This is a genomic window from Pseudomonas sp. UBA5568 (assembly GCF_002425525.1).
Lineage (GTDB): Bacteria > Pseudomonadota > Gammaproteobacteria > Pseudomonadales > Pseudomonadaceae > Aquipseudomonas > Aquipseudomonas fulva.
In genome coordinates, this window is sequence record NZ_DIMK01000001.1 from 190,105 (window position 1) to 212,748 (window position 22,644).

Below are 22,644 nucleotides of genomic sequence, written 5' to 3' on the forward strand. Positions count from 1 at the left end.
TTCTCGAATTCAGACGGGGGTCAGGCCACCGCGCGCGGCGGATAGACCCGGGTGGGCATGACAGGGATCAGGCAGATCAGGGCCACGGCAATGACGGCCAGGACCAGGTAGAGGTCGGCCGAGGTCAGTACCAGCGCCTGGTCATGAATACGCTTGGCAAGGCTGGCAGCGTGGTCGTCCAGCAACGGGGCATTGCCAAGGCTGTCGACCAGGTGATTGGAATGAAAATGCCGACGCAGCGTGCCCAGGGCATCCAGCAGCCCGCCCGCCACGACGGCGGACAAGCCCTTGACGGTATTGAACCAGGCCGAGGCGAAGGGGCCTTCCTGGGGGCTCATGCCCGTGGTCGAGAGCATCAGCAACGGCAGGACCGCCATCGGCTGGCCGAACACCTGCAACAGGTAGAACGGGTAGAAGTCGGTGCGGATCCACTGGCTCGTGAGCAGGCTGCTGCCGATGCAGGACGCGGCCAGCATTGCCAAGCCGATACCCAGCACCCAGCGGCAGTCGACTGCGCGGATGTTGCAAAGCGCGGCGGTCAGCGGCAGGGCGATCAATTGTGGCATGGCCACCAGCAGCATCAGCGGGCTGGTCTGGGCGGGCCGGTAGCCCTGGAGCTGGGCCAGGTAGGCGGACGGTAGGCTACCCACACCCGACAGCACGATGAGTACGCCTGCGACGGTTAGCAGGGCAAAGGCCAGGTTGCGCCGGCCCAGCAAGCGCAGCTGGAAAAACGGCAGGGGCTCGGACCACTCGTTGAACATGAACAGCACCAACAGCAGCAGCCCACCGCCCAGCAGCCAGCAGATCAACGGCGAATCGAACCAGCCCCAGCGATCGCCCAAGGACAGCCCCAGCACGATACCGCAGATCGCCGGCAACCCAAGCAGCACACCACGCCAGTCGAACTGCCTGAAACGCTCCAGGCGCAATGGGTCCTGCGGCAACCCCCATGCCACGCAGCCACCGGCCACCAGCGACGGCAGGATGATCTGCCAGAACGCCCAGCGCCAGCCGACGTATTCGGTCCACAGGCCAGCCAGCGGTGTACCCAGGTTGGGGCCGAAGGTGGCCGTCAAGGCGTAGCACGCCAGGCCGTAGACCTTGATGCCAGGAGGCAGGAAACGCAGCGCCACGCTCATCAGCATCGGCGGCAGTGCACCCGAGGCGAGCCCTTGCAGCACCCGCAGCAGCATCAGGCTGTGCACGTTGGGGGCGAAGGGTTGCAGCAGACCCAGCACCGCGAAGGTACCAATGGCTGCCAAGGTGAAGCGCCGCAAGGAAAAGGTGGTCGCCAACCAGGGCGAAAAGGCCATTGCCGAGACGGAGGCTGCGCTGTACACCGCCAGCAGCCAGGCCCCTTCATCGGCACCGATGCCCATGGCCCCGCGGATATCGGCCAGGGAAATCTTGGTCACGGACTCGTTGAGGCCCGCACAGAGCACCGCCAGTAACACGCCGAACAGCCCGACCACCACCTGCAGGCCGAACGCGCCCTGTGCGGGGGCGGCCGGTGCAGGCGTGGCAGCCAGCCCACTCGCTGAGGCAGAAACGGCATTCATTTAGAGACATCTCCAGCAACAATTTTACGACTGGAGCGATTTTAGGCAGGGTGAATGCTGACGAAAACTGAATTATTGGCAGTTTTATATTGCGTCAAACGCAATGATCCCATGTTCAAGGGTCGCTTCGGGTACAGGCCTTGATCGTCTGACGCAGCCACTGGTGGGCCGGGTCGTTGTCAAAACGTGGGTGCCAGGCCTGCATCACGTTCACTTTTTCAAGGGGTACGGGAATTTCGAAGGAGCGCAGGGGAAGCTTCAGACGCTGGACGCTGTTCAGGATGTTGGCCGGGATCGGCAGGATCAGGTCCGAGTCAGGTAACGAGAACATCGCCGAGTGGAAGCTGGTGGTAATCAGCGCCACCCGGCGCTCGACCCGATGGTTGGCCAGGGCCACATCGATCGGACCGTTGGCACGGCCCCGGCGCGACACGCTGATCTGCGGGAACGCGGCGAAGCGTTGTGGGGTGATGTCCTGGTCGAAGACCGGATGCTCCATGCGCGCCAGGCCGACGAAGTAGGTGCTGAACAAACTCTGCACCTTGATCTCCGGCCCCAGCTCCACGGAGGAGCTGACGATCAGGTCGATGTGGCCGTTGCGCAGCATGGCATCGTCGTCACTGCTGCCTTCGGGCACGAAACGCAGCACGGTATTGGGCGCGTCGGCCAGCATCATGCGCAGCAGCTTGGCCCCGTAGAGGGCAATGAACAGGTCGTTGGTACGCACGTTGAAGGCACGGTGCAGTTTGGACAGGTCGACGCCTTCACGGCTGCGAAACACCTGCCCGGCCTGCTCCACCAGGCCATGCACCTGCTCGCGCAGGGCCAGGGCGCGCGGTGTGGGCACCAGCCCGCGGCCAGCGCGCACCAGGATGGGGTCGCCCATGGCCTCGCGTATGCGCCCCAGCGTGCGGCTCATGGCGGCTGGGCTGAGGTTCATACGTTGTGCCGCGCCCACCACGCTGCCCTCATCGAGCAGCACGTCGAGGGCGACCAGCAGGTTCATGTCAGGCAGTTGCATGGCCGTTTTCCGAGACGACGTTGGGAAAGGGCGATGTTAGCAGGTTGCTCGATTGCGCCCGACGCAATGTGCTCGTGCGTGGCAGGGCCTTTATTCGCAGCCTGGGTGAGGTCGACAATGGCAGCAGCAGGCTCGGCCCTGGCCGGCAGCCCAGCCACCCCCACGATCAAGGATTCCGTATGCCAAGCCCTGTGCTCATCGCCATCGACGCCTCCCCTGCTACCCAAGCGCTGCTCGCCCTGACCCGCCGCTGGTGTCGTCCTGAAGACCATACCTTGCATGTACTGCTGGCCATCGATACTTCCTTTGCCGTGCACGAACAACCGGCGCCCTACACGGCCGACGAACAAGCGCAGTACCCTGCCGCGTGCGAGGAACAGCAACAGGCCGACCATGCCCTGGGCGAGGCGGTCCGTGACTTGCAGCAGGCGGGTTTCGCCTGCCAGGGCAGCATGGTGGCCGGTCGGCCTGTAGAGGTCATCGTGGCCAAGGCACAGGCCCTGAACTGCGAACTGATCATCATGGGGCACCGTCATCTGTCGCGATTGGGGCGACTGCTGGACCCTTCGATCAGTGCCAAGGTGATCGATCAGGTGCAGGTGCCGGTTTTGGTCGGGCCGGCTGAATGTCCCGCTTGAGGAGCCGGACCTTCAGGTGATTGCGGGACTTGCAGAAACGTGCCGCCCAGGCGCAACGCGCTGCAGCGGCAGGCTGCCGAGTGCTTCACTGCGGATCGACCACCACCGTACAGGTAGTCCCCGCTGCCAGGAAGTAACCTTCGGGCATCTGGTCGATATGGATGCGCACCGGCACCCGCTGGGCCAGGCGCACCCAGTTGAAGGTCGGGTTCACATCGGCAATCAGCTCGCGACTCTGCGGGTTGTCGCGGTCGTAGATGCCCCGGGCGATGCTCTCCACATGGCCCTGCAAGCGTTCCCCGCTCATCATCTGCAGCTCGGCAGGGTCGCCTACCTTCACATGGGGCAGCTTGGTTTCTTCGAAAAACCCGTACACCCAGAATGACGCCTCATCGACCACCGCCATCACCGCCTCGCCGGTACGTGCGTAATCGCCCTTATGAACGTTCAGGTTGGTCACATAGCCATCGACCGTGGCCACGATCCGGGTACGCTTGAGGTTCAACTCGGCAGCCGCCAGCGCCGCCTGGGCCTGCTGGTACTCGGCCAGCGCAGCGCTGGCAATGTTGCTGGCATCGTCGCGGTTTTCCTTGGAGATCACCAGGTTGTCCAGGTCGGCTCGGCGTCTGGCATTGACCCGACGCATCTCCCAGGTGGCCTTGCGGGCGGCCACCAAGGCCTTGGCCTGTTCGACCGCCAACCGGTAGTGTTCCGGGTCGATCTGGATCAACAGGTCGCCCTTGCTGACCCGCTGGTTGTCCTTGACTGGCACATCGACCACGTAGCCAGGCACATCGGCCGCCACGTTGATGATGTCGGCACGCACCCGGCCATCGCGTGTCCAGGGGGTGGTCATGTAATGCAGCCACAGCTGACGACCGATCACCACGGCGGCCGCCAGGACCAGCAACGTAGCGACAAGGCTGAAGAACTTTTTCATCGAAGGATTCTCACCAGTAGAGCGACAGCGCCAGGGCGCCGAACAGGCAGACGAACAGGCTCAAGCGCAGCAGCGCCGGGTGCCAGAAGAAACGGTAGCCATCAACGCTGGCAATGAACCGGTCAAGCCCCCAGGCCAGGCCTAGCGCAAACAGGAACATCACGGTCAGGGTGGGCATGTACACGCCGTGGAAGGCGATTTCACGAGGCATGGGGCAAGCCTTTGGGTGGCGCAAGCGGTGAGTGGGGGTCGAGCAGGGATGAGCGGATAAAGTGCAGGTAGCTCTGGACACGGCGTAACACCGACGTGTCGAAGTGCCGCGCAAACGGCTCGTCGGTGGCCTGCACCCGGGAAATGGCATGGTCCACCGCCACAAGGGCACGCTCATGATTCCCGGCGCTGGGCTGCAAGAACAACCGCGCCAGGGCGCGGCCCATGACCCGGATAGCCTGGCGCCACGGCTGGGACTCGGCATAGGCCGGGTGCACGGGTGCCCGTGCCTGCTCCTTGCGCAGCTCGATGACCGCATGGCCGATTTCAAGCACGCTGAACATCCAGCCCATCAACTGGCTTTGCACCTGCGGCTTGCCGGCCGCCAGGCCATAAGCCTGGTGCAGCAAATCGCGCGTGCGGCTTTCGAAGGCCGTGCCGATGCCGCGCAGACGCCCGCTGATAGCAAACAGCACTTGTTCACGCAGGGCCTGCTCCAGCCGGCTCCACAACCAGCGGCTATTGGGCGGCAGGATGATCGCGCCGGCAGCCGCGCACACGAACATGCCAACGACCATGGCGATGTAGTCGTTGATGAAGCTGTACGGGTCATACACCGTCAGGTTGTTGGGCACCGAGCCGATGGCGAAGAACACCAGCAGGCCAATACCGTAGCCCGAGTAGGCCGGGCGCGACGAGAGAAACGCACCCAGCACGAACACCGGGGCCAGGACCATGCACAGCAAAGGGAAGCCGTCGATCCAGGGAAACACGAAAAAGGTTTCGAAAAACCCGACCACCGCGCCTATCGCCGTGCCGCACGCCATCTGGAACGACAGCCGCTTGGGGTTGGGCGAAGCCGCCGACAGCCCAGCGGTGACCGTGGCGATCAAGGTCATCATGGCGCCGCTTGGCCAGTCGCTGATCAGCCAGTAACTGCCCAGCAGCAACAGCACCGCTGCCGAGCGCAGCCCGGCTGCCAGGCATACCAGGGTGCTGGTCTGCGCCACGTAGGGTTCGTCCCACTGCTCTCGCGCGTGGTTGTGCACCGCCAGGGAGGCGTGGGTTTCGGCGTAGCTGTACATCTCGTCCACGAAGCGGTAGAGCAACTCGAACGCCGTGTGAAAATCCAGCAGGTCGGCTTCGCAGGGCGCGGTGGCCAGGTATTCGGCGCGCAAGCTGCGGACCTGGGCCTGCAACCCTTCGCGGTAGGCACCAAGCTCAAGGGTCAGGCGCAAGGCGTCGGCATCGGTCAACGCGCGTCCCACATAGGGTTCGAGCAGGTCGACGAGGGTGTGCAGGCCAGGCTCGATGGCGCTGACGATCTGCACGGGCCCACGTGCGCGAAGCCGCTCGATCAGGCGGTGCAGGGCGTTGAAGCGTGTGGTGATGGCCATGAATTCGCTGTTCATGCGTACCAACCGGCCACTGCGCCGCCGCATGTGCGGGTCCTCGAAGGCAGTGACGTTGCGCAGGCTTTCCAACCCCACCGCCTCGGCCACGAAGCGCACGTTGCTGCTTTCAAAACGCTCACGCTGGCTGTCGCCACGCAAGGCTTCGACCACCACGGCCGCGAACGCACCGAAACGCTGGTACAGGGCGTTGCGCATGGCAGCACTGGCCGATTGCGGCAAGATGGCGGCGCTGACGAACGTGGACACCAGGATGCCCAAGGCAATCTCCAGCACTCGCCACACCGCCGCCATGAACGCCTGGTCCGGGTGCTGCAACACCGGCAGGCCGATCATCGCCGCCGTGTAGCCGGCAAGCACGAAGCCATACGCCTGAAAAGTGCGGTAGCGCATGGCGCCTGCCGAGCACAGGCCCACCCAGACGGCCAGGCTGGGCAGAAACAGTTCGGTGTTCTGCGGGAACACGGCCATCAATGCGACCATCATCACAGAACCCGCCAAGGTGCCCAGCACCCGGTAGAAGCTCTTGGCGAACACATGCCCGCTTTGCGGCTGCATGACGATGAACACGGTGATCATGGCGGTGCGCGGCTGCGGCAACTCAAGGCGCATGGCCAGCCACAAGGTGATGAAGGCTGCAGCCAGCACCTTGAAGATGTACACCCAGGTGACCCCATCGGTCCGCACCCAGGCCTGGAAACCGCGCCGCCATTGCAGGCTCTGCAACCAGCGCAGGGGTAAACCCCAGGTATTCATGGGCGCTCACTCGGCTTGGCGTTGAGTAGGGCGAGAGGTGCTGGCGTGGCTGGCGGCGCCTGGCGTTCTTCGTCCGGCACATCCGAGCCGGCTTGCAGACCGCCGCCCAGCGCAGTCACCAGCGCGGCGTGAGCGATCAGGCGCGCGGCCTGCACCTGCTGCTGAACCTGCTGCTGACGAAACAGCAGCGTCTGCGCGTTGAGCACGTTCAGGTAGTCGGTTAAGCCCCGCTGGTAGGCGACCATGGCGATGTCGTAGGTTTTCTGCGCCGCGGCGACCGACTCGGCCGCAAAGTGCGCCTGCGCCTGCATCGACTCACGACGCACCAGCTGATCGGAGATGTCCTTGAGCGCGCCGATCACCGTCTGGTTGTAGCGCGCCACGGCCACATCATAGTCGGCGGCGGCGGCCCCCAGTTGCGCGCGCAGACGCCCGCCATCGAAGATCGGCAGGGTGACGGCCGGGCCGACGGTGTAGTTGAACTTGCGCCCGGTGAGAAATGCCAGCGGGCCGCCGCCGGTGGCCACGAAACCCAGGCTGCCGACCAGGTCCACGTTGGGGAAGAAGCCGGCATGGGCCATGTCGATCCCCCGCGCTTGGGCCGCGACCTGCCAGCGGCTGGCGACCACATCGGGGCGCTGGCCGACCAGTTCGGCGGGTAGCCTGGAAGGCAGCGTCAAGGGTGCGGCAAGGGTCAGGCTGGGGCGCTGCAGCTGCGCGCCCTCCCCTGGCCCCTTGCCCGCCAGGGCCGCCAGCTGATGAGTGGCCAGGGCGATATCCTCGTCCAAGCTGTCGATCTGGCGATGGGTTTCCGGCAGCGGCGCCCGAGCCTGGCTGACCTCCAGATGAGTACCGATGCCAGCGTCCAGTCGACGCTGGGCCAGGTCCAGAATCTGCTCTTGCTGCGCCAGTTGAGCCTTGATGATGTCGCGCCGGGCGTAGTGCAGGCTCAGCTCGATGTACACGCTCACCACCGTGTGCTGCAGCTCCAACTGGGCCTGCCTGGCCTCTGCGGCCTGTCGATGGGCCTGGTCCACGGCCTGCTCGCTGGCATTGCGCTCGCGCCCCCACAGATCAAGGGCGTAGCTCAGGCCAAGGCTTGCGTTGTTATCCCAGGTGGTGGCACCGGACAAATCACCCGGGCCATAGAAGGGATCGTCAGGCCAATTGTGCCGGTTGAGCGTCGCCCGACCGGTACCTTGCAGGTGTTCGGCCGACTCGGCAAGGCCAGCCAGGGCCCGCGCTTGACGCACCCGTGCTGCGGCGATGGCCAGGCTGGGGTTGGCGGCCAGCGCCAGTGCTATCCAGTGATCGAGTTGGGGGTCGCGGTAGGCGCGCCACCATTGCTGGTCGGGCCAGTGTGCATCGGCGGCGGCCTGCTCGATGGCTGCACTGGGGCTCAGGGTGTTGGCTTGCAGCGTTTGGGTCTGCGGGGCAATGCCCCAGGTTCCGATACAGCCGCTCAAGGTGAGGGCAAGGGCACAGGCACTGAACGCTTGGAGCGTTCCGATGATGCAACGCGGCACAGCTGCGATATCCCGAGGAAGAGGTGGAGGGGCTGGGCAATTCTAGGGGGCGGCCACACTGGCGATAAGCGCTGATTCCTGCGAATCTTTGTTACTGAAACGGCGATAATCAGCCTTTGGTCGAAGGCAACTTTTCATCCTGGTTGCGCGACTTCGTGACACAATTTTGTCCTCTAGATCGAGAGTGACCCATGGACACCCTGCAAAACATGCGTGCCTTCAGTTGCGTGGCCCAGCTCGGCAGCTTCACGGCCGCAGCGGGCCAGCTGGATACCACCACCGCCAACGTGTCGCGGGCCGTCTCCAACCTGGAAGCGCATCTGCAAACACGCCTGCTCAACCGCACCACCCGCCGCATCGCGCTGACCGAAGCCGGCAAGCGCTACCTGATGCGCTGCGAACAGATTCTGACCTACGTCGAAGAAGCCGAGGCCGAGGCCAGCGACGCCCATGCCCGCCCTGCCGGGCAGTTGAAGGTGCACTCGATGACCGGGGTGGGCCAGCATTTCGTGGTCGATGCGATCGCCCGCTACCGCGAATCGCACCCGGACGTGACCTTCGACCTGACCATGGCCAACCGCGTGCCCGACCTGCTCGACGAAGGTTACGACGTGTCCATCGTGCTGGCCACCGAGCTGCCGGACTCAGGCTTCGTGTCACAACGGCTGGGCATCACCTACAGCATCGTCTGCGCGTCGCCGGCCTACATTGCCCGTCATGGCGTGCCGCAGAAGCCGGCCGATCTGCTCAAGCATGCCTGCCTGCGCATGGTCAGCCCGGTGATACCGCTTGAAAAATGGCTGTTCGATGGCCCCGAAGGCCAGGAAATGGTCAACATCACCAGCTCACCCTTCATGGTCAACACGGCCGATGCGATGCGCACGGCCATTCGCAGTGGCATGGGGGTGGGGGTATTGCCGATCTATTCGGCCATCGAAGGCTTGCGCAACGGCACCCTGGTGCGAATCCTGCCGCAATACCGGCTGCAGGAACTCAACCTGTATGCCATTTACCCGTCGCGCCAGTACCTGGACGCCAAGATCAAGACCTGGGTGGAGTACCTGCGCAACTCGCTGCCGGAAATCCTCGCGGCCCATGAAGCCGACCTGAAAGCGCATTGAGCCACCACCGGCAAGGGTTGCAGCCTGCTGCGCACAACCTGTAGCTTCAGGGTTTTGCCTTCAGGTGAACGATGAAAAAGACCGTCCTTGCCTTCAGCCGGATCACCCCGGCCATGGCCGAGCGCTTGCAGCACGATTTCACCGTGATCATGCCCGATCCCAAACGCGGTGACGTCAACGCGCAATTCAACGAAGCCCTGCCGCATGCCCACGGCCTGATTGGGGTGGGCCGCAAGCTGGGGCGTGCCCAGCTCGAAGGGGCTGGCAAGCTCGAAGTGGTGTCCAGCGTGTCAGTGGGCTACGACAACTACGACCTGGACTACTTCAACGAACGGGGCATCGCCCTCACCAATACACCGGACGTGCTCACTGAAAGTACGGCCGACCTGGGCTTTTCCTTGATCATGGGCTGCGCCAGGCGGACCGCAGAGCTCGACGCCTGGACCAAGGCCGGCCATTGGCAGGCCAGCGTAGGGCCTGCGCTGTTCGGCAGTGACGTACATGGCAAGACCCTGGGCATCGTCGGCATGGGCAACATCGGCGCCGCCATCGCGCGGCGGGGTCGTCTGGGCTTCAACATGTCGGTCATCTACAGCGGCAACAGCCGCAAGACGGCCCTGGAGCAGGAACTGGGTGCGCAGATGCGCAGCCTCGAGCAACTGCTGGGCGAAGCCGACTTCGTCTGCATCGTGGTGCCGCTGTCCGATGCCACGCGCCAGTTGATCGGCGCCCGCGAGCTGAAGCTGATGAAGCCCTCGGCGTTTCTGATCAACATCGCCCGCGGGCCAGTGGTGGACGAAGCGGCATTGATCCAGGCCCTGCAGGACGGCACGATCCGAGGTGCCGGCTTGGACGTGTATGAAAAGGAACCCCTGGCCGACTCCCCGCTGTTCAGCCTGCCCAATGCCCTGACCCTGCCCCACATTGGTTCGGCGACCGCCGAGACGCGCGAGGCGATGGCCAACCGCGCCATCGACAACTTGCGCGCGGCGCTGCTGGGCGAGCGGCCGAGGGACCTGGTCAACCCTCAGGTGTGGAAAGGCTGAGCACGGGCGTTGCTGAGCGCACGGGCCGCCACCAGTGCGGCCCGGCTTCATGACCAGGCCTAGGCAGGCCGTGGCACCTCGGAACTACTCGCAGCCTTGGGTTTGCGAAACACCAGCACATTGCCCGCCATCACCGCCACCAGGCCAAGCAAGGCGGTGGGCGTCCATTGATAGCCTTCGACGGCCGCCGACACGTTCAGGGCCACCAGCGGGAAAAGCACCGTGCAGTAGGCCGCGCGTTCCGGCCCCATGCGACCGACCAAGGTCAGATACGCCGTGAACGCGATCACCGAGCCCGGCACCGCCAGGTAGAGCAGTGAGCCCACGTAGCGTGTGCTCCACTCCATCTCGAAGGGAATCCCACCCAACAGGCAGGCGATCGCCAGCATGCCTGCCCCATACGCCATGCCCCAGGCGTTGGTGGTCATGGGCTTGAGCCCGGCCGCCTGCTGCACGCTCGAGAGCATGTTGCCTGCCGAAAAACACAAGGTGCCGAGCAGTGCCAGGCCAAGCCCATAGAGGGTCTGGCGGCTGGCCGCATGGTGCGACAGCTCCGGCCAGAAGAGCAGGCCCAGGCCCAGCAAACCCAGGGCCCCACCGCCAAGTACATGCGGGGCTACCTGCCGGCCAAAAAACAGCCGGGCATTGATCGCGTTCCACAAGGTGGCGGTGGAGAACACCACGGCAATGAGGCCGCTGGCGATCCATTGGCTGGCGCTGAGAAAGCAGATGAAGTTGATGCAGAACAGGCACAACCCCTGGGCCAGGCAAATCTGGTGGCCGCGCCGCCCCATGGGCTGCAGGCGCCGGGTGAGCAACAGCACGGCAAACAGGATCAGCGCTGCCAAGGCAAAGCGATAGACGATGGATACCGGGATGGCGACCCCACCCAGCTGGAATTTCAGGGCAATCCAGGTCGTACCCCAGATCAGCACGGTGAGCAGGTAGAGCGACAGGTTCATGGTGTGTTTCCTTTGGGCCGTCCACGGGTGTCCCGGCCAAGGCAGGCGTGCCTGGGTACCGGGCAACGCCAGTATTTCGCTCGGTGTCCCTGCCCTGCTTGCATAAACTTGCGCTTTTGCGCATCAGGGCGCTGTCACCAGTCCTTGGCCGCAGTAGCATGTGCAGCAGAGGTAGGCCCCGATGACGCCATTCACCCAGCTGCAAGTGTTCAATGTCATGCACGCATCACCCAACGCCCGGCTGGAGCTCAGCGCGCACCTGGGCGATGGGCTGGCGGCTGCGCTGTGGCGCAACCGCGACGATGCCCGCGACTACCAGGCACCCAGCCACCACACCCTGTCCTGCTACCTGGCCGACGGTACCGGCACCTTTCGACGCCAACGCCCGGCCGACAAAGGTGCTCCGGACAAGCTGTGCGTATTGCCGGCCGAGCACGAGTCGAACTGGGTGATCAACGGGGCCATCCGCATGGCCCACTTGTATGTGAGCCCAGCGCAGTTTGCGCTGGGGTGCGTACGCCTGCTCGACCGGGAACCGCGGGCGCTGCAACTGCAGGAGGCGACCTTCCTGGACGACCCCGGGCAGGCCCTGCGCTTTCGCCAGTTGTCAGGCCTTGACTGGAACGAGCCGGCCGAGCGTTTGCTGGCCAGCAGCCTGGCGCACGAGATCGTCGACCATGCCGTGCTCAGCCAGGTGGGCCTGCGCCAAGGTCTGCGCCTGAAGGGCGGGCTGGCGCCCAGCCAGCGCCGCCAGTTGATCGACTACATCGAGGCACACCTGGAGCATGCCCTTACCCTTGGCGAGCTGGCCGTGCGGTGCAACCTGTCCGAGTACCATTTCGCACGCATGTTTCGCGTGAGCTTCGGCTTGCCACCCCATCAATACCTGCTGGCCCGGCGCCTGCACCGGGCGTGCCTGCTGCTGCGGCTGGGCCATGCGCCCTTGGGCGAGGTGGCCCTGGCCTGCGGGTTCGCCAGTGCCAGCCATTTCAGCAATCGCTTCCGCCAGGTGCTGGCGGCCACGCCTGGGGAGTATCGCCAAGCCCTGGGCCGAAGGGCCGATCGCTAGAATTCGAAGGTGCCCGATACGCTCACCTGCCGCGCATCGCCCACCGCCACGAAGTACTGGTTCACCGACGAGCTGTAGTACACCTTGTCGAACAGGTTCTTCACGTTCAGTTGCAGGCGAACGGTGTGCTCGTCCAGCTGGATCTCGTAGCTGGCGAAGGCGTCGGCCACCGTGTAGGACGGCAGGTCGAAGGTGTTGGTCGCATTGCCGGTACGCTCGCCCACATAACGAGCCCCGGCACCGGCGCGCAGGTTGTCGCCACCGAACAGGCTGCCGAAATCGTAGACGGCGGACAACGAAGCGCCGTGCCGCGCCACGTTCTGCAGGCGGTTGCCCTTGAGGGCCGGGTCCTGGGTGACCTTGGCATCGGTGAAGGCGTAGCTGCCGATCAGGCTCCAGCGCTCGCTCAACTGGCCGGTCAGGTCCAGCTCGACGCCCCGGGAGTTCACTTCACCGGCATTGCTGTAAACCGTCTCGCGGGTACTCGAATCGAAGTTGGACACCAGAACGTTGCGCTTGGTGATGTCGAACAAGGCCAGGGTACCCGTGATACGCCCCGGCACGTCGAGCTTGGCCCCAAGCTCCCACGACTTACCCTCTTCCGGGGCGATGGCGCCGTCGAGCACCACGTTGCCGGCCAGTGGCGCGATGGTCGAGTTGGGCTTGAACGACTCGCTGTAGCTGCCGTAGAACGAGAGTTGCTCATCGACCTTGTACACCACCCCCGCATGGGGGACCCAGGTTTGCCCACTGATGTCGGTGTTGGCATTGAACGGGCGCCCGCGACCGGCGTACTGGTCATATTGCTGGAAGCGCCCACCGGCCACCAAGATCCAGTGATCGTCCAGGTGCAGCGCATCCTGCATGAACAGGGCGTCGGTGCGCAGCTTGTCGGTCTGGTCACTGTCGGAGGCGCGTACCGTGCTGCCTTCCACTTCACGCCCATACACAGGGTTCAGGTAGTTGAAGGAGGTGCGCGGCGTCTGGCGGATCAAGTCGGCGCGGTACACCTTGCGGTCTTCATGGTCCAGGCCCACCAGCAGGTCATGCTGCAGGCCTGCCAACTGGACCGTGCCAGCCAGGCTCGCCGTGACGAACTGGTCCCGGCTCATGGCACCGCGCGTGCCATCGATGCTGCGCGACAGTGTTCCGGTGCGCGGGTTGACCCCGGTCACGCGTACCTGGCTGGCGTCATAGGTTTCCCGGTTGAAGCTGTAGCCCAGGTGCAGTTTCCAGTCGTCGGCAAGCTGATGGTCCAGTTGCAGGCTGTAGAGGTCGGAGCGGCCCTGCATATCGTTGAACGGCTCATCCAGGCGCCGAGTGGCTGGGATGTCAAGCGGATGACCGTCGTTACCGAAGGCCGTGCCGCGGTCGAACGGGTAGAGAAACTCACGGTGCTCGTAGGCCACCACCACTTGGGTATCCTCGCCCAGCCAGGCCAGCGAGGGGGCCAGCAGCGTCTCGCGGCGCACGCCATAGTTGCGCCAGTAGTCTTCGTCCGTATGGTCGGCAATCAGGCGGTAGGCCATGTTGCTGTCCCCCAGCGCGCCGGTGCTATCGAACCCGCCACCGCTGCCGTTCTTGCCATCGCCATAGGTCGAGCCGCGTGCAGTCAGGGCGTTGTAGGCCTGCAACTGCGGCCGCTTGCTGACCACGTTGATCACGCCGCCTGGATCCTGGATGCCGTACAGCAGCGAAGCCGGCCCCTTGAGCACCTCGACCCGCTCAGTGCTGGCACTGAGGCTGCGGCCCTGCACCAACGGCATGCCATCGCGCATGATCGAGCCGTCGCGGTTGTCGCCAAAGCCGCGCTTCATGACGGTGTCGGAGGTACCGCCGAAATTGTTGCCTTGGGTAATGCCGCTGACATTGGCCAGGGCATCGTCAAGGTTGCGCGGCGCCTGGTCGCGCAGCACTTGGGCAGGCACCACGTTGATCGCCTGGGGGATGTCCTGAGTGGGGCCCTGGCCACGCATGATCGAGGTGGTGGCCGGCGGCTGATAGCTTGAGCTGTCGAGCTGCGAAGTCACGGTGGTGGCCTGCAGGTTCAAGGCACCTGCGGTGTCCAGCGCCTCCAGGGTGAAGGTATGGGCATCGACCCGTCGCCAGATCAGCCCGGCATTACCCAACAAGCGTTGCAACGCTCGCTCGGCGCTCAAGGCCCCGCGCAGCGCAGGCGCCTGCACGGCAGGCAGCGTCAGGGTATGGACCACGCTCTGACCGGTGACGCGGCTGAAGGCGTCCAGGGCCTGGAGCAGTGGCTGGGCGGGTTGGTCGAAGGTGTAAGCTTGCGCGCGTTGCGCCGCACTCACCGCTGGGGTGTAGACGAACGGCGGGAGTACTGCAAGACCGAGCCAGAGGGGAACGCAACGCAAGGTAGACTTCATGGACGCTGACCTGAGAGAGGGTGTTGAGTGCGAATGAATCGCACTTCCACGCACTACACGGTTGAGGGGTGGTGATACCTCACCTGCGGGATGAAGTTTTTTTGAGGGCATGGCATCAGGTGCATAACGACCAGCATTCAACGGATAACCGTGAACCGCCCAAGCACCGTCTGACGCGAAAAGCCCAACACTGCACCCAGTGAGTCCAGCGCCTGCAGCGGTTCGGCAATGGGGAAACTACCACTGACTTCACGGTGCCCCAATGCTTCGTTGAGCAGCACGATGTGACCGGGGTAATAGCGACCCAGCTCCTCGACCACTTGCGCCAGCGGCGCCTGGGAGTAGGTCAGCCAACCCTCGCGCCATGCCAGACGCTGCTCGCTGTCGACCGACAACGTGTGGCTGACCTGCCCCGCGCTGTAGCTCACCTGCTGGTTGGCAATCAGCTCACGGGCCACGGCTCCCTTGGATGGGCGGACCGCTACGCGACCGGCGCGTACGGTGACCTGGGTGGCGGCGCCCTGCTCGCGTACTTCGAACTCGGTGCCCAGCACTCGCACCTGCCCATCCGCGGCCTGCACCACAAAGGGCTCGCCAGTGTGGGTGACCTTGAAGAACGCGGCGCCGTGCAGCAACCGCACGCGTCGCTGGCCTTTGTCGAAATGCACGGCAATTGCACTGTGGGCGTCCAGCGTGACCGCCGAGTGGTCCGGCAAGGTCACTTCGCGCCGTTCGGCCGACGTACTGTAGTCGGCGCGCAGATCCAGCAGCCAGTGCCCGGGCTGCCACCCAACGAGCATGCCAATGGCCATGATCAGGCAAGCGGCCATGGCCAGCGCCCCTGCACGCCAACGCCTGGGGCGCCTCGTAGCAGGCGGCGTCATCCGGTCGAGGTAGTGTTGCAGGGCCAGCCGGTCTTCATCGGCCAGGGTCGCGGCAGCGGGAGCACTGTGGTTCCACAGCGCCTGCGCCTGCTCGTACGCAACCGGGTGCCGGGGATCGGCCAGCAGCCAACGCCTGAACGCCGCGCAGCGGGCCTGCTCGGGCTGCCCGTTGATGCGTACAAGCCACTGCAGGGCGGCATCGGATTGTGCCTGGGTGACAGCAGCTAACGTGGTCGTCACGGCGTGCCCCGTGGTCGTCGTGGAATGGGCGCGGCCAGGGCGACACTGGCCTTGCAGGCTTGCAGGGCACGCATCATATGTTTTTCCACGGCGCTTTGGGACAGTTGCATGGCGAGTGCTATTTCGCTGTACGTGCAACCGTGGACACGGTTGAGCAGAAAGATCTGCCGGGTACGCTCGGGTAACGCACGCAAGGCGTTTTCGATACGTTGCAGATCGTCATCCACCTCCAGGGTCTGCTCCAGCGTCTGGCTCACAAGGTGCGCGCTGTCCTGTGAAGCATCAGCGACAGCACGCTGTCGGCTGCTCTCGCTGCGCAAGTGATCGATGGCCAGGTTGCCGGCGCAGCGCATTAAGTAGGTGTCCAGGGCTTCGACCTTGACCTGCGCACGCCCCCAGAAGCGCAAGAACAGTTCCTGGACCAGGTCGGACGCGGTGGCCCGGCAGCCTACCCGGCGACTGACCAGCGCCTCCATGCGCGCGCGCTGGGCCATGAAGACCTGGATAAAGCGGGCACGAGCGCTCGATTCACCGTCCGAGCCATCGTTCTGCGTCGTGGGGCTCATGGCATCACCCGGCTGACAGGACCAGCAACGGCCCCAGCAATGCGCTGACGGCGGCCATGCCGACCAGCAAGCGCGGCAGATACGGCAACGCGAACACCCACAAGGTCACACCTGCCATCACCACGGCCGTCCACTCCACCAGGCCGTGAGCCCAGCCCCGCGACTGCACAGCAAGGACCAACGAGACCAGCAGCATGAGCCAGCCGGTCACGCGTAATAGCTGCGGTTGTCCTGGACCAGGCGTGCGCCCCAACAGCGTTTCGAAGTGCTTGGACATGGCCAGGCACAAGGCGGCGAAACCCGCAAAGGCGATCAAGGCGATACCGAACATCATCGGGCCTGCGCCGTTTCATGGCCAACCTGGCTGGCGCGTGAACGGGAAAGCTTGGCCGAGGCCACCGCAGGGCGCAGCTTCTTGCTTGCCAGCCAGGCCAGGAATACGCCGCAGCCCAGTGCGGTGAGGTCGAACCCCGCCATACTCCAGTCGCCATCGATGATGGCGTGGTCGAGCCCGTGCGCCGTGGTCAGCGCGTTGAGCAGGGGCAACAGCATGAAGGCCAGCGCCCCGAGTGCCAATTGCTCACCCCAGGCCCGGCGACCGCTACGCGCAATGGCATGCGCCAGCGCCAGGCCCCACGTGATGAAAAACGCGTTGACCTCCCAGTCGGCACGGGCTTCAAGCGCCACCGGCAGCAGCCGGTTAGCCCAGAAAAAGCTGGCCACTGCCAACAGCAGCCCACTCATGCTGACGATATTGAGCACTTCCACCAGACGCAGCTCACGTGGAACGCGTGGGGCTTTGGCATGCTTGAGCTGGCGCTTGTCCAACCACATCACCAGGCCGGTCCCGATTACAGCGGTGCCCGCCAGCCCGAAGCAGAAATACAGCCATCGCAGCCAAGGGCCAGCAAAATTGCCCATGTGCAACCCGGCGAAACTGAATGCCGTCAGCATGGCGCCACTTTCGGGTTTGCCTTGTTCGAGCAGCGCGCCTGTGGCGCCGTCGAAGGTCCAGTTGGCACTGCGACGATAGGCAACGTGGTCGGCGGCAGATTGAGTGAAGGTGACCCGGGCGTTGCTGTCGCCCGGGTTCTCGACCCGAATGTTGCCCACCCGCGCCCCTGGTTGCAGCGCCTGGACCTGGGCATACAGACCCGGCAGTGGTGCAAGCGGCGCGGCGACCTGGGCTGCCTTGGGCGCCTCCCCTCCCCCAAACAGATCATTGAAATACTTCGAGGTGTCATCGCCGTAATGCGCCATCAGCCCTGCGGGCATGACCAGGTACATGAACAGCACCAGGCTGCTGTAGCTGATCATCAGGTGAAACGGCAGCACCAGCACGCCAATGGCGTTGTGACCGTCCAGCCAGGAACGCTGGCCTTTGCCGGGACGAAAGGTGAAGAATTCCTTGAAGAGCTTCTTGTGGGTGATGATGCCGGTGACCAGGCCCAGCAGCATGATCAGGGCGCAGAATGTCGACAGCCAGCGGCCATACGGATAAGGCATTTGCAGCTGGAAGTGGAACCGGTAGAAGAACTCACCGCCACGACTGTCGCGCGCCGTGACGGGCTCGCCGGTCTTGGCATCGAGGGTCTGGGTGACGAAACCGCGCGGCCCGCCGTTCGCATCCCGATACCCGACCTTCACACCTGCTTCGCGCTCATTGGGCAGGCGAATGAACCAGCTTTGCGAAGCGGGCGCCTGACGTTGCAGGTAGCGCTGCGCCGCCTCCAGTGCGGCCTGCGGGCTGGCGGCGTGATGGCTTATCTCAGGCTGCATCCAGTGGGTGATTTCTTCCTTGAAGTACGACAGGGTGCCGGTGAGGAAGATGGCAAAGAGCAGCCAGCCGAACAGCAGGCCCGTCCAGGTATGCAGCCAGGCCATCGCCTGGCGGAAGCCTTCTTTCATGGCAATTTCATCCAATGGACCAGTGCGCCAAGCAGCCCGAGCACCAGGCTCGGTATCAACACGCCCAGCCACGCTCGCCAGGCATCACGGCAGGCAAAGCAACCGATGAATGCCAGCACGTAGAACACGAACGACAGCATCAGGCCGATCAGCGTGGCGTCGACCGGCGCCACGGGCAGCGACACTGCCACGCAGAAACTGGCCGTAGACGCCAACAGGTAACCGCCGAGTAACGCCGCCAGGCTGCGTGAAGCCACGGCCAGGCGATAGCTGGGCGTGAGGCTGGCGGGTTTACGGGTCATGACGAAGTCCGGAAAGGGTCAGGCAAGCAATAATAATGATATGGATTCTCATATGCAAAGCCTGGCCGACAGCATGCCGGGCAAAAGTGAGCAATCGGCTTTGCTACAAGACATTTATTTTTTCGAGGGGGTTGAATTCGCTGTTCGCTTGCCTGACCTTAGAGTCAAGAGGCGCAGAAATTCCAAGGGTCTCAAGGGCCTGGCGTCTCCACGCGAGCAAGCTGAATAAGGATTGAATCATGCAAATCCAGGTCAACAGCAGCAACCACATCAATGGCAATGCCCGGCTCGACGAGTGGGTCCGCAACACGGTGCAAGACACGCTGGAGCGCTACGAGGAAGACCTCACCCGTATTGAGGTACACCTGCGCGATGAAAACGGCGGCAAACCCGGACCACAGGACAAGCGCTGCCAGATGGAGGCTCGCCCCAAAGGCCATCAGCCGATCTCGGTGACCCATACGGGCAATTCGCTTGACCAGGCGGTGGAAGGCGCGGCTATTAAGCTGACCCACGCGCTGGAGCATCTGTACGGCAAGTTGCGCAGCAAGCGTGGCGTGCTGGAGCTGAGCGATCCGGAGGCTTGATCACCTGACCAGAATAGGGCCGCGCAGCGGCCCTTGCCTTATCCAGCCGCAGGGGCTCAGCCTTGCACTACTGCGCCTGTCACGACCGATAAACGGTTGGAACCTGCTCCCGCCCCCGCCAGTCAATTTCTGCATCATCACGTTGCAGAAGCGCCATCATGACCAACCCATTCGATCAAATCAGTGCAGCGTTCAGCCCCCAGTACCGGGTCAACCTGAGCATAGAGGCGCTAGACGGGAGCATCATGCTCACCTTGTCTGACGAGGCGGGCATTGCCGCCAAACGCTTGATCAGCCAGGCGCAACGCAACGACCCTGCTCGTTTGCAACGGGTCATCGACAGCATCCGCCTGGGTCTGGCGATAGACCGCAGCCAGAACCCCATGCAAGTGCTCGCCGCCCTCACGCGCCCCGGTGGCGGCCAAGCACGCAACGTCGTGGCCAACTGAGGGTTACTTGCCCTCTTCCACATCCTTGCCGCTGGCATCCAGGGCCTTGGTCGACGGATAGCGATACGACGCGTAGCGCACCACCAGAATGGCCAATGCCAGCAGCAGAATGCCCCCGCACACGTACAGCAAGCCTACATCCGGCGCCTTGTGGTGCGACACGTCGCCAATCAACAGGCGGGTGAGCGCCGTGATGGCCACGTACAGTAGAAAGCGGATGGGCATGTGGTTGGTCTTGAAATAGATGCCTACCATGGCGCCCAACTCCAGGTAGATGAACAGCAGCAGGATGTCATCCACACTGATCCCACCCTTGCCGAGCATGTCCAGGAAGGTCACCACAGCGGCATAGGCGGTTATCGCACCGATGCCGAACAAGGCCAGGTAGTGAAAGCCTTCGACGCACAGGTTGCCCAGCGAATCGGCTGAACCATGCAAGCCTTTGCGCAGTTTTTCTGCCCATTTGATGTTCACGATCAACGACTCCCCAAAGCTATCCAAAAAATGATGCGCTACCCGTATGACGCTTGTGCCATGCAGTTAAAGGGCCAGGCACAGGGGCTTGGAAGGTGGTCGAGTGACGCAGGACACGCGCAGCACCCGGGAAATTCAGGGTTGCGCGATTCGGAGAATGCCATTACTGTATATAGATACAGTAAATCGTTAACAGCAAAAAGGCATAGAGGTGATGAATGGCCGTCGAAGTGGTGTATCGCAGCAGCCGCGACCCGGAGCGCTTGTTCATGGATAAAGCCGAAGCAGACCGTCACGACAAGATGCTCGAACTGGCTGAGCGCCTGGCAGAGGTGCTGCACAAGGCCGTGCCATCATTGAGCGAGCAGCAGGTAGAAGAAGCTGGTATCTACATGGCGAAGAACCGCGACGTGTTTGCCAGGGCGTTCAAGAGCCAGCCTGACGCGCTGGGTGAACTGCTCGAGGGCGATGCTGCTCAATAGCGATCGCTGGTGCCTTGATTGCCTAAGGGCGCGGAAATCACGCGTACAGCAAACGTTCCGCCAGCGCCTGCGCCACACGTGCAGGTGAACGCTTTTCAGCCTGGGCATGGCCGAACACTTCGGTGAGTCGGGCAGGTATACGGGCAATATGGGCGGTGATCGCCTCCGCTCTTTCGCCCTTGTGAGCCAACGCCGAGTAGATCAGGGCGCCTGCGTTGATCACGTAATCAGGCGCATAGAGAATTCCTCGCCCCTCCAACTGATCGGCAACATGCAGCGATGCCAGCTGATTATTCGCAGCGCCTGCCACCGCCGCGCACCTCAACTGCATCACACTTTGCCCATTCAATCCCGGGCCTACGCCGCATGGGGCGAAGATGTCGCACGGTGTACTGGGTAGCGCATCGTGGGCAATCGGTTGTGCGTCGAACTGCTCCACTGCAAGTCGCACCCGGCCTGGCTCCAGGTCGCTGACCAGCAGGTCTGCACCGGATGCATGCAGATGTTCGGCCAGCGCATACCCCACGCTCCCCAGTCCCTGAACGGCAACACGCAGCCCTTCCAGGTTGTGGCTGCCCAGCCGTGCATGGGCGGTGGCGCGCAGGCCCGCGAATACCCCCATCGCCGCATGTGGGGCAGGGTCACCCAGCGCCGTCGTGCTGACAACATGGGGGGTGCCCTGCGCCAGGCAATCCATGTCCAGCGTCGAGGTGCCGCTGTCCAGGGCAATGAGCAGTCGCCCTTGCAAGCTATCGATGCAGCGGCCGAGTGCCTCGAACAGGGCGGCGCGGTCGTTCACATGCGGACTGCGCAAAATGACCGCCATGCCGCCCCCGAACGGCAGGCCCGCCATTGCCGCTTTGTAGCTCATGCCCTGGGCCAGGGTGACTGCATCGGTGATGGCACTCTCATGATCGGTGTAGGCCAGGTAGCGACAACCGCCCATGGCCGGCCCGAACCGCTCGCTGTGAATGACCACGACGGCTTCTAGGCCTGTCTGCGGATCGTTGAACACATGCAGTGACTGAGTACGGGTGCTTTGCATCAGTGCGAACATGGCCTGGCTCCCCATGAGGTGCAGCATCCAGTATAGGCACCTGAACCGGGCAGGCCGGGCTACCGGACAACTGGACGAAACCGCTCTGGCCGGCTATTACTCAAGGGTGAGTGGAGAAGCCCATGAAGCCACGTCAAGCCTGCCTGGCCTGCCTTGAAAACAAGCCTGCCGCCCTGCTGCAAGCTGCGCTGTGGATCGCCGTCGAACATGACCCAAGCGTCGACCCTGATGCCTGCCAGGCCATCTGCCAGAACATGCAGCACACCATCAGCATTCACCTGCCCATGGTGGCGGCCACTGAACTTGCCCAGCCGCTTTTGCGCCAGCTCAACGCGTTGGGTTTCCAACAGGATGAATACCTGCCGCTGCGTCCGCACGCTGCCTTGATGAACCATGTGCTGACAAGGCGACGCGGCCAACCGTTGGCCTTGGCCATCCTGGCACTGGAGTTTGCGCAACGTTTGTCCATTCCACTCGAAGGTGTCAGCTTCCCGGGGCACTTCCTATTGCGCGTGCCGGGTGCCGACCATTTGCTCGACCCCTGCGGCGGTCGGCGTCTTTACCCCAATGATTGCCGGGAGCTGCTGATCCGCCAGTACGGCCCTGGCACCGCGTTGAGCGCCGAGCTCCTGCGCCCGGCCAGCGCGATGCAGATGCTGCAACGGCTGTCACGCAACTTGCGCCACCTGCACACCAGTAATGATGCCCCACTCGCGGCGCTGATCGATGCCGAGCGCGTCATGCAACTGGGGCCCGCCCAGGTTGGCGACTACCTGGCCCGGGCAAGCCTGTACAGGCAACTCGATTGCCCGCACGCCGAACGCTTCGACCTGGAACATGCGTTGCTGCTCACGGAAGACCCTGTGCAGCGACTGGCAGTGAGCGAGCGACTGGGTCAGCTGCCTTCGATCAATCGCTCGATTCACTGACGGCAGATGAGCGGGGGCTAACGTCTTTCTAAAAGTAATGGCGCAGGGGCACAAGTAACTGGATTGGATCACCAGAATTAGTGATGATCTGGCACAACGGACTATCTGCAATGCGC

The 22,644-nt window shown here is 63.8% G+C and carries 23 protein-coding genes; 8 read left to right on the forward strand and 15 right to left on the reverse strand.

Annotated elements, in window-relative coordinates:
• Positions 1-20: 20 nt before the first annotated feature.
• Together B2S33_RS00915 and B2S33_RS00920 are read right to left on the reverse strand one after the other, a co-directional pair.
• Positions 21-1,562, reverse strand: a complete 1,542-nt coding sequence (locus B2S33_RS00915) for an MFS transporter (protein WP_028687637.1) — start codon at positions 1,560-1,562, stop codon at positions 21-23.
• Between the two features lie 115 nt (positions 1,563-1,677).
• On the reverse strand, positions 1,678-2,583 hold the full coding sequence (locus B2S33_RS00920) for a LysR family transcriptional regulator (protein WP_023534365.1): 906 nt from the start codon (positions 2,581-2,583) through the stop codon (positions 1,678-1,680).
• A 179-nt stretch (positions 2,584-2,762) separates the two neighbouring features.
• Between B2S33_RS00920 and B2S33_RS00925 the strand changes: the two genes are divergently transcribed.
• Positions 2,763-3,221, forward strand: a complete 459-nt coding sequence (locus tag B2S33_RS00925; RefSeq protein WP_028687636.1) for a universal stress protein — start codon at positions 2,763-2,765, stop codon at positions 3,219-3,221.
• Positions 3,222-3,306: 85 nt separating this feature from the next.
• On the opposite strand, the gene B2S33_RS00930 is transcribed toward B2S33_RS00925, so the two are convergent.
• From B2S33_RS00930 to B2S33_RS00945, 4 genes are read right to left on the reverse strand one after another with little or no spacing between them, the layout of a single operon-like run.
• Positions 3,307-4,161 carry an HlyD family secretion protein gene (locus B2S33_RS00930; RefSeq protein ID WP_027914431.1) on the reverse strand — a complete coding sequence of 285 codons (855 nt, stop codon included), beginning with the start codon at positions 4,159-4,161 and terminating at the stop codon, positions 3,307-3,309.
• A gap of 10 nt (positions 4,162-4,171) precedes the next feature.
• The gene (locus B2S33_RS00935; protein WP_027914430.1) at positions 4,172-4,372 is read right to left on the reverse strand and encodes a DUF1656 domain-containing protein; all 201 of its coding nucleotides are present in this window, start codon (positions 4,370-4,372) and stop codon (positions 4,172-4,174) included.
• Positions 4,362-6,539: an FUSC family protein gene (locus B2S33_RS00940; protein WP_059183326.1), complete on the reverse strand. Its 2,178-nt coding sequence runs from the start codon at positions 6,537-6,539 to the stop codon at positions 4,362-4,364. The genes B2S33_RS00935 and B2S33_RS00940 overlap by 11 nt, the downstream gene beginning before the upstream one ends.
• Positions 6,536-8,065 carry an efflux transporter outer membrane subunit gene (locus B2S33_RS00945; RefSeq protein ID WP_288649497.1) on the reverse strand — a complete coding sequence of 510 codons (1,530 nt, stop codon included), beginning with the start codon at positions 8,063-8,065 and terminating at the stop codon, positions 6,536-6,538. Before B2S33_RS00945 ends, B2S33_RS00940 begins: the two co-directional genes overlap by 4 nt.
• A 191-nt stretch (positions 8,066-8,256) precedes the next feature.
• On the opposite strand from B2S33_RS00945, the gene B2S33_RS00950 reads away from it, so the two are divergent.
• Complete coding sequence (locus B2S33_RS00950) at positions 8,257-9,186, forward strand: LysR family transcriptional regulator (RefSeq protein ID WP_027914427.1); 930 nt, start codon at positions 8,257-8,259, stop codon at positions 9,184-9,186.
• 71 nt (positions 9,187-9,257) lie between these two features.
• Entirely contained in the window at positions 9,258-10,232 is a 975-nt protein-coding gene (locus B2S33_RS00955) for a 2-hydroxyacid dehydrogenase (RefSeq protein WP_023534454.1), read from the forward strand.
• Positions 10,233-10,291: 59 nt separating this feature from the next.
• Here B2S33_RS00955 and B2S33_RS00960 read toward each other — a convergent pair whose 3' ends face one another.
• Positions 10,292-11,194, reverse strand: a complete 903-nt coding sequence (locus tag B2S33_RS00960) for a DMT family transporter (RefSeq protein WP_288649498.1) — start codon at positions 11,192-11,194, stop codon at positions 10,292-10,294.
• A gap of 181 nt (positions 11,195-11,375) precedes the next feature.
• Between B2S33_RS00960 and B2S33_RS00965 the strand changes: the two genes are divergently transcribed.
• Complete coding sequence (locus tag B2S33_RS00965) at positions 11,376-12,263, forward strand: helix-turn-helix domain-containing protein (RefSeq protein WP_288649500.1); 888 nt, start codon at positions 11,376-11,378, stop codon at positions 12,261-12,263.
• Here the strand turns inward: B2S33_RS00965 and B2S33_RS00970 are convergent.
• The 6 genes from B2S33_RS00970 to B2S33_RS00995 all read right to left on the reverse strand — a co-directional run bounded on the left by B2S33_RS00970 (position 12,260) and on the right by B2S33_RS00995 (position 18,550).
• Positions 12,260-14,650: a TonB-dependent siderophore receptor gene (locus B2S33_RS00970; RefSeq protein ID WP_288649502.1), complete on the reverse strand. Its 2,391-nt coding sequence runs from the start codon at positions 14,648-14,650 to the stop codon at positions 12,260-12,262. The two genes, B2S33_RS00965 and B2S33_RS00970, sit on opposite strands and share 4 nt — an antisense overlap.
• 137 nt (positions 14,651-14,787) lie before the next feature.
• Positions 14,788-15,774 (reverse strand): FecR family protein, encoded by a 987-nt coding sequence (locus B2S33_RS00975; protein ID WP_242810117.1) that lies wholly within the window; start codon positions 15,772-15,774, stop codon positions 14,788-14,790.
• The gene (locus B2S33_RS00980) at positions 15,771-16,340 is read right to left on the reverse strand and encodes an RNA polymerase sigma factor (protein WP_028687631.1); all 570 of its coding nucleotides are present in this window, start codon (positions 16,338-16,340) and stop codon (positions 15,771-15,773) included. The genes B2S33_RS00975 and B2S33_RS00980 overlap by 4 nt, the downstream gene beginning before the upstream one ends.
• 4 nt (positions 16,341-16,344) lie before the next feature.
• The gene (locus B2S33_RS00985; RefSeq protein ID WP_088522899.1) at positions 16,345-16,671 is read right to left on the reverse strand and encodes a DUF3325 domain-containing protein; all 327 of its coding nucleotides are present in this window, start codon (positions 16,669-16,671) and stop codon (positions 16,345-16,347) included.
• On the reverse strand, positions 16,671-18,248 hold the full coding sequence (locus B2S33_RS00990) for a PepSY-associated TM helix domain-containing protein (protein WP_027914419.1): 1,578 nt from the start codon (positions 18,246-18,248) through the stop codon (positions 16,671-16,673). The genes B2S33_RS00985 and B2S33_RS00990 overlap by 1 nt, the downstream gene beginning before the upstream one ends.
• Entirely contained in the window at positions 18,245-18,550 is a 306-nt protein-coding gene (locus B2S33_RS00995; protein WP_027914418.1) for a DUF3649 domain-containing protein, read from the reverse strand. The genes B2S33_RS00990 and B2S33_RS00995 overlap by 4 nt, the downstream gene beginning before the upstream one ends.
• Positions 18,551-18,789: 239 nt before the next feature.
• Here B2S33_RS00995 and B2S33_RS01000 point away from each other — a divergent pair, with 239 nt between their 5' ends.
• Together B2S33_RS01000 and B2S33_RS01005 are read left to right on the forward strand one after the other, a co-directional pair.
• Entirely contained in the window at positions 18,790-19,137 is a 348-nt protein-coding gene (locus tag B2S33_RS01000) for an HPF/RaiA family ribosome-associated protein (protein WP_288649507.1), read from the forward strand.
• Between the two features lie 158 nt (positions 19,138-19,295).
• On the forward strand, positions 19,296-19,586 hold the full coding sequence (locus B2S33_RS01005) for a DUF3509 domain-containing protein (RefSeq protein WP_027914416.1): 291 nt from the start codon (positions 19,296-19,298) through the stop codon (positions 19,584-19,586).
• A gap of 3 nt (positions 19,587-19,589) precedes the next feature.
• Here B2S33_RS01005 and B2S33_RS01010 read toward each other — a convergent pair whose 3' ends face one another.
• Positions 19,590-20,060, reverse strand: coding sequence for a phosphate-starvation-inducible protein PsiE (locus B2S33_RS01010; protein ID WP_027914415.1), 471 nt, complete (start codon positions 20,058-20,060; stop codon positions 19,590-19,592).
• 218 nt (positions 20,061-20,278) lie between these two features.
• Here B2S33_RS01010 and B2S33_RS01015 point away from each other — a divergent pair, with 218 nt between their 5' ends.
• Positions 20,279-20,542 carry a YebG family protein gene (locus B2S33_RS01015; protein WP_058604888.1) on the forward strand — a complete coding sequence of 88 codons (264 nt, stop codon included), beginning with the start codon at positions 20,279-20,281 and terminating at the stop codon, positions 20,540-20,542.
• 37 nt (positions 20,543-20,579) lie between these two features.
• Here B2S33_RS01015 and B2S33_RS01020 read toward each other — a convergent pair whose 3' ends face one another.
• Positions 20,580-21,599, reverse strand: coding sequence for a Glu/Leu/Phe/Val dehydrogenase family protein (locus B2S33_RS01020; RefSeq protein WP_027914413.1), 1,020 nt, complete (start codon positions 21,597-21,599; stop codon positions 20,580-20,582).
• Positions 21,600-21,721: 122 nt separating this feature from the next.
• Between B2S33_RS01020 and B2S33_RS01025 the strand changes: the two genes are divergently transcribed.
• Positions 21,722-22,528 (forward strand): SirB1 family protein, encoded by an 807-nt coding sequence (locus B2S33_RS01025; protein ID WP_288649509.1) that lies wholly within the window; start codon positions 21,722-21,724, stop codon positions 22,526-22,528.
• Positions 22,529-22,644: the final 116 nt, after the last annotated feature.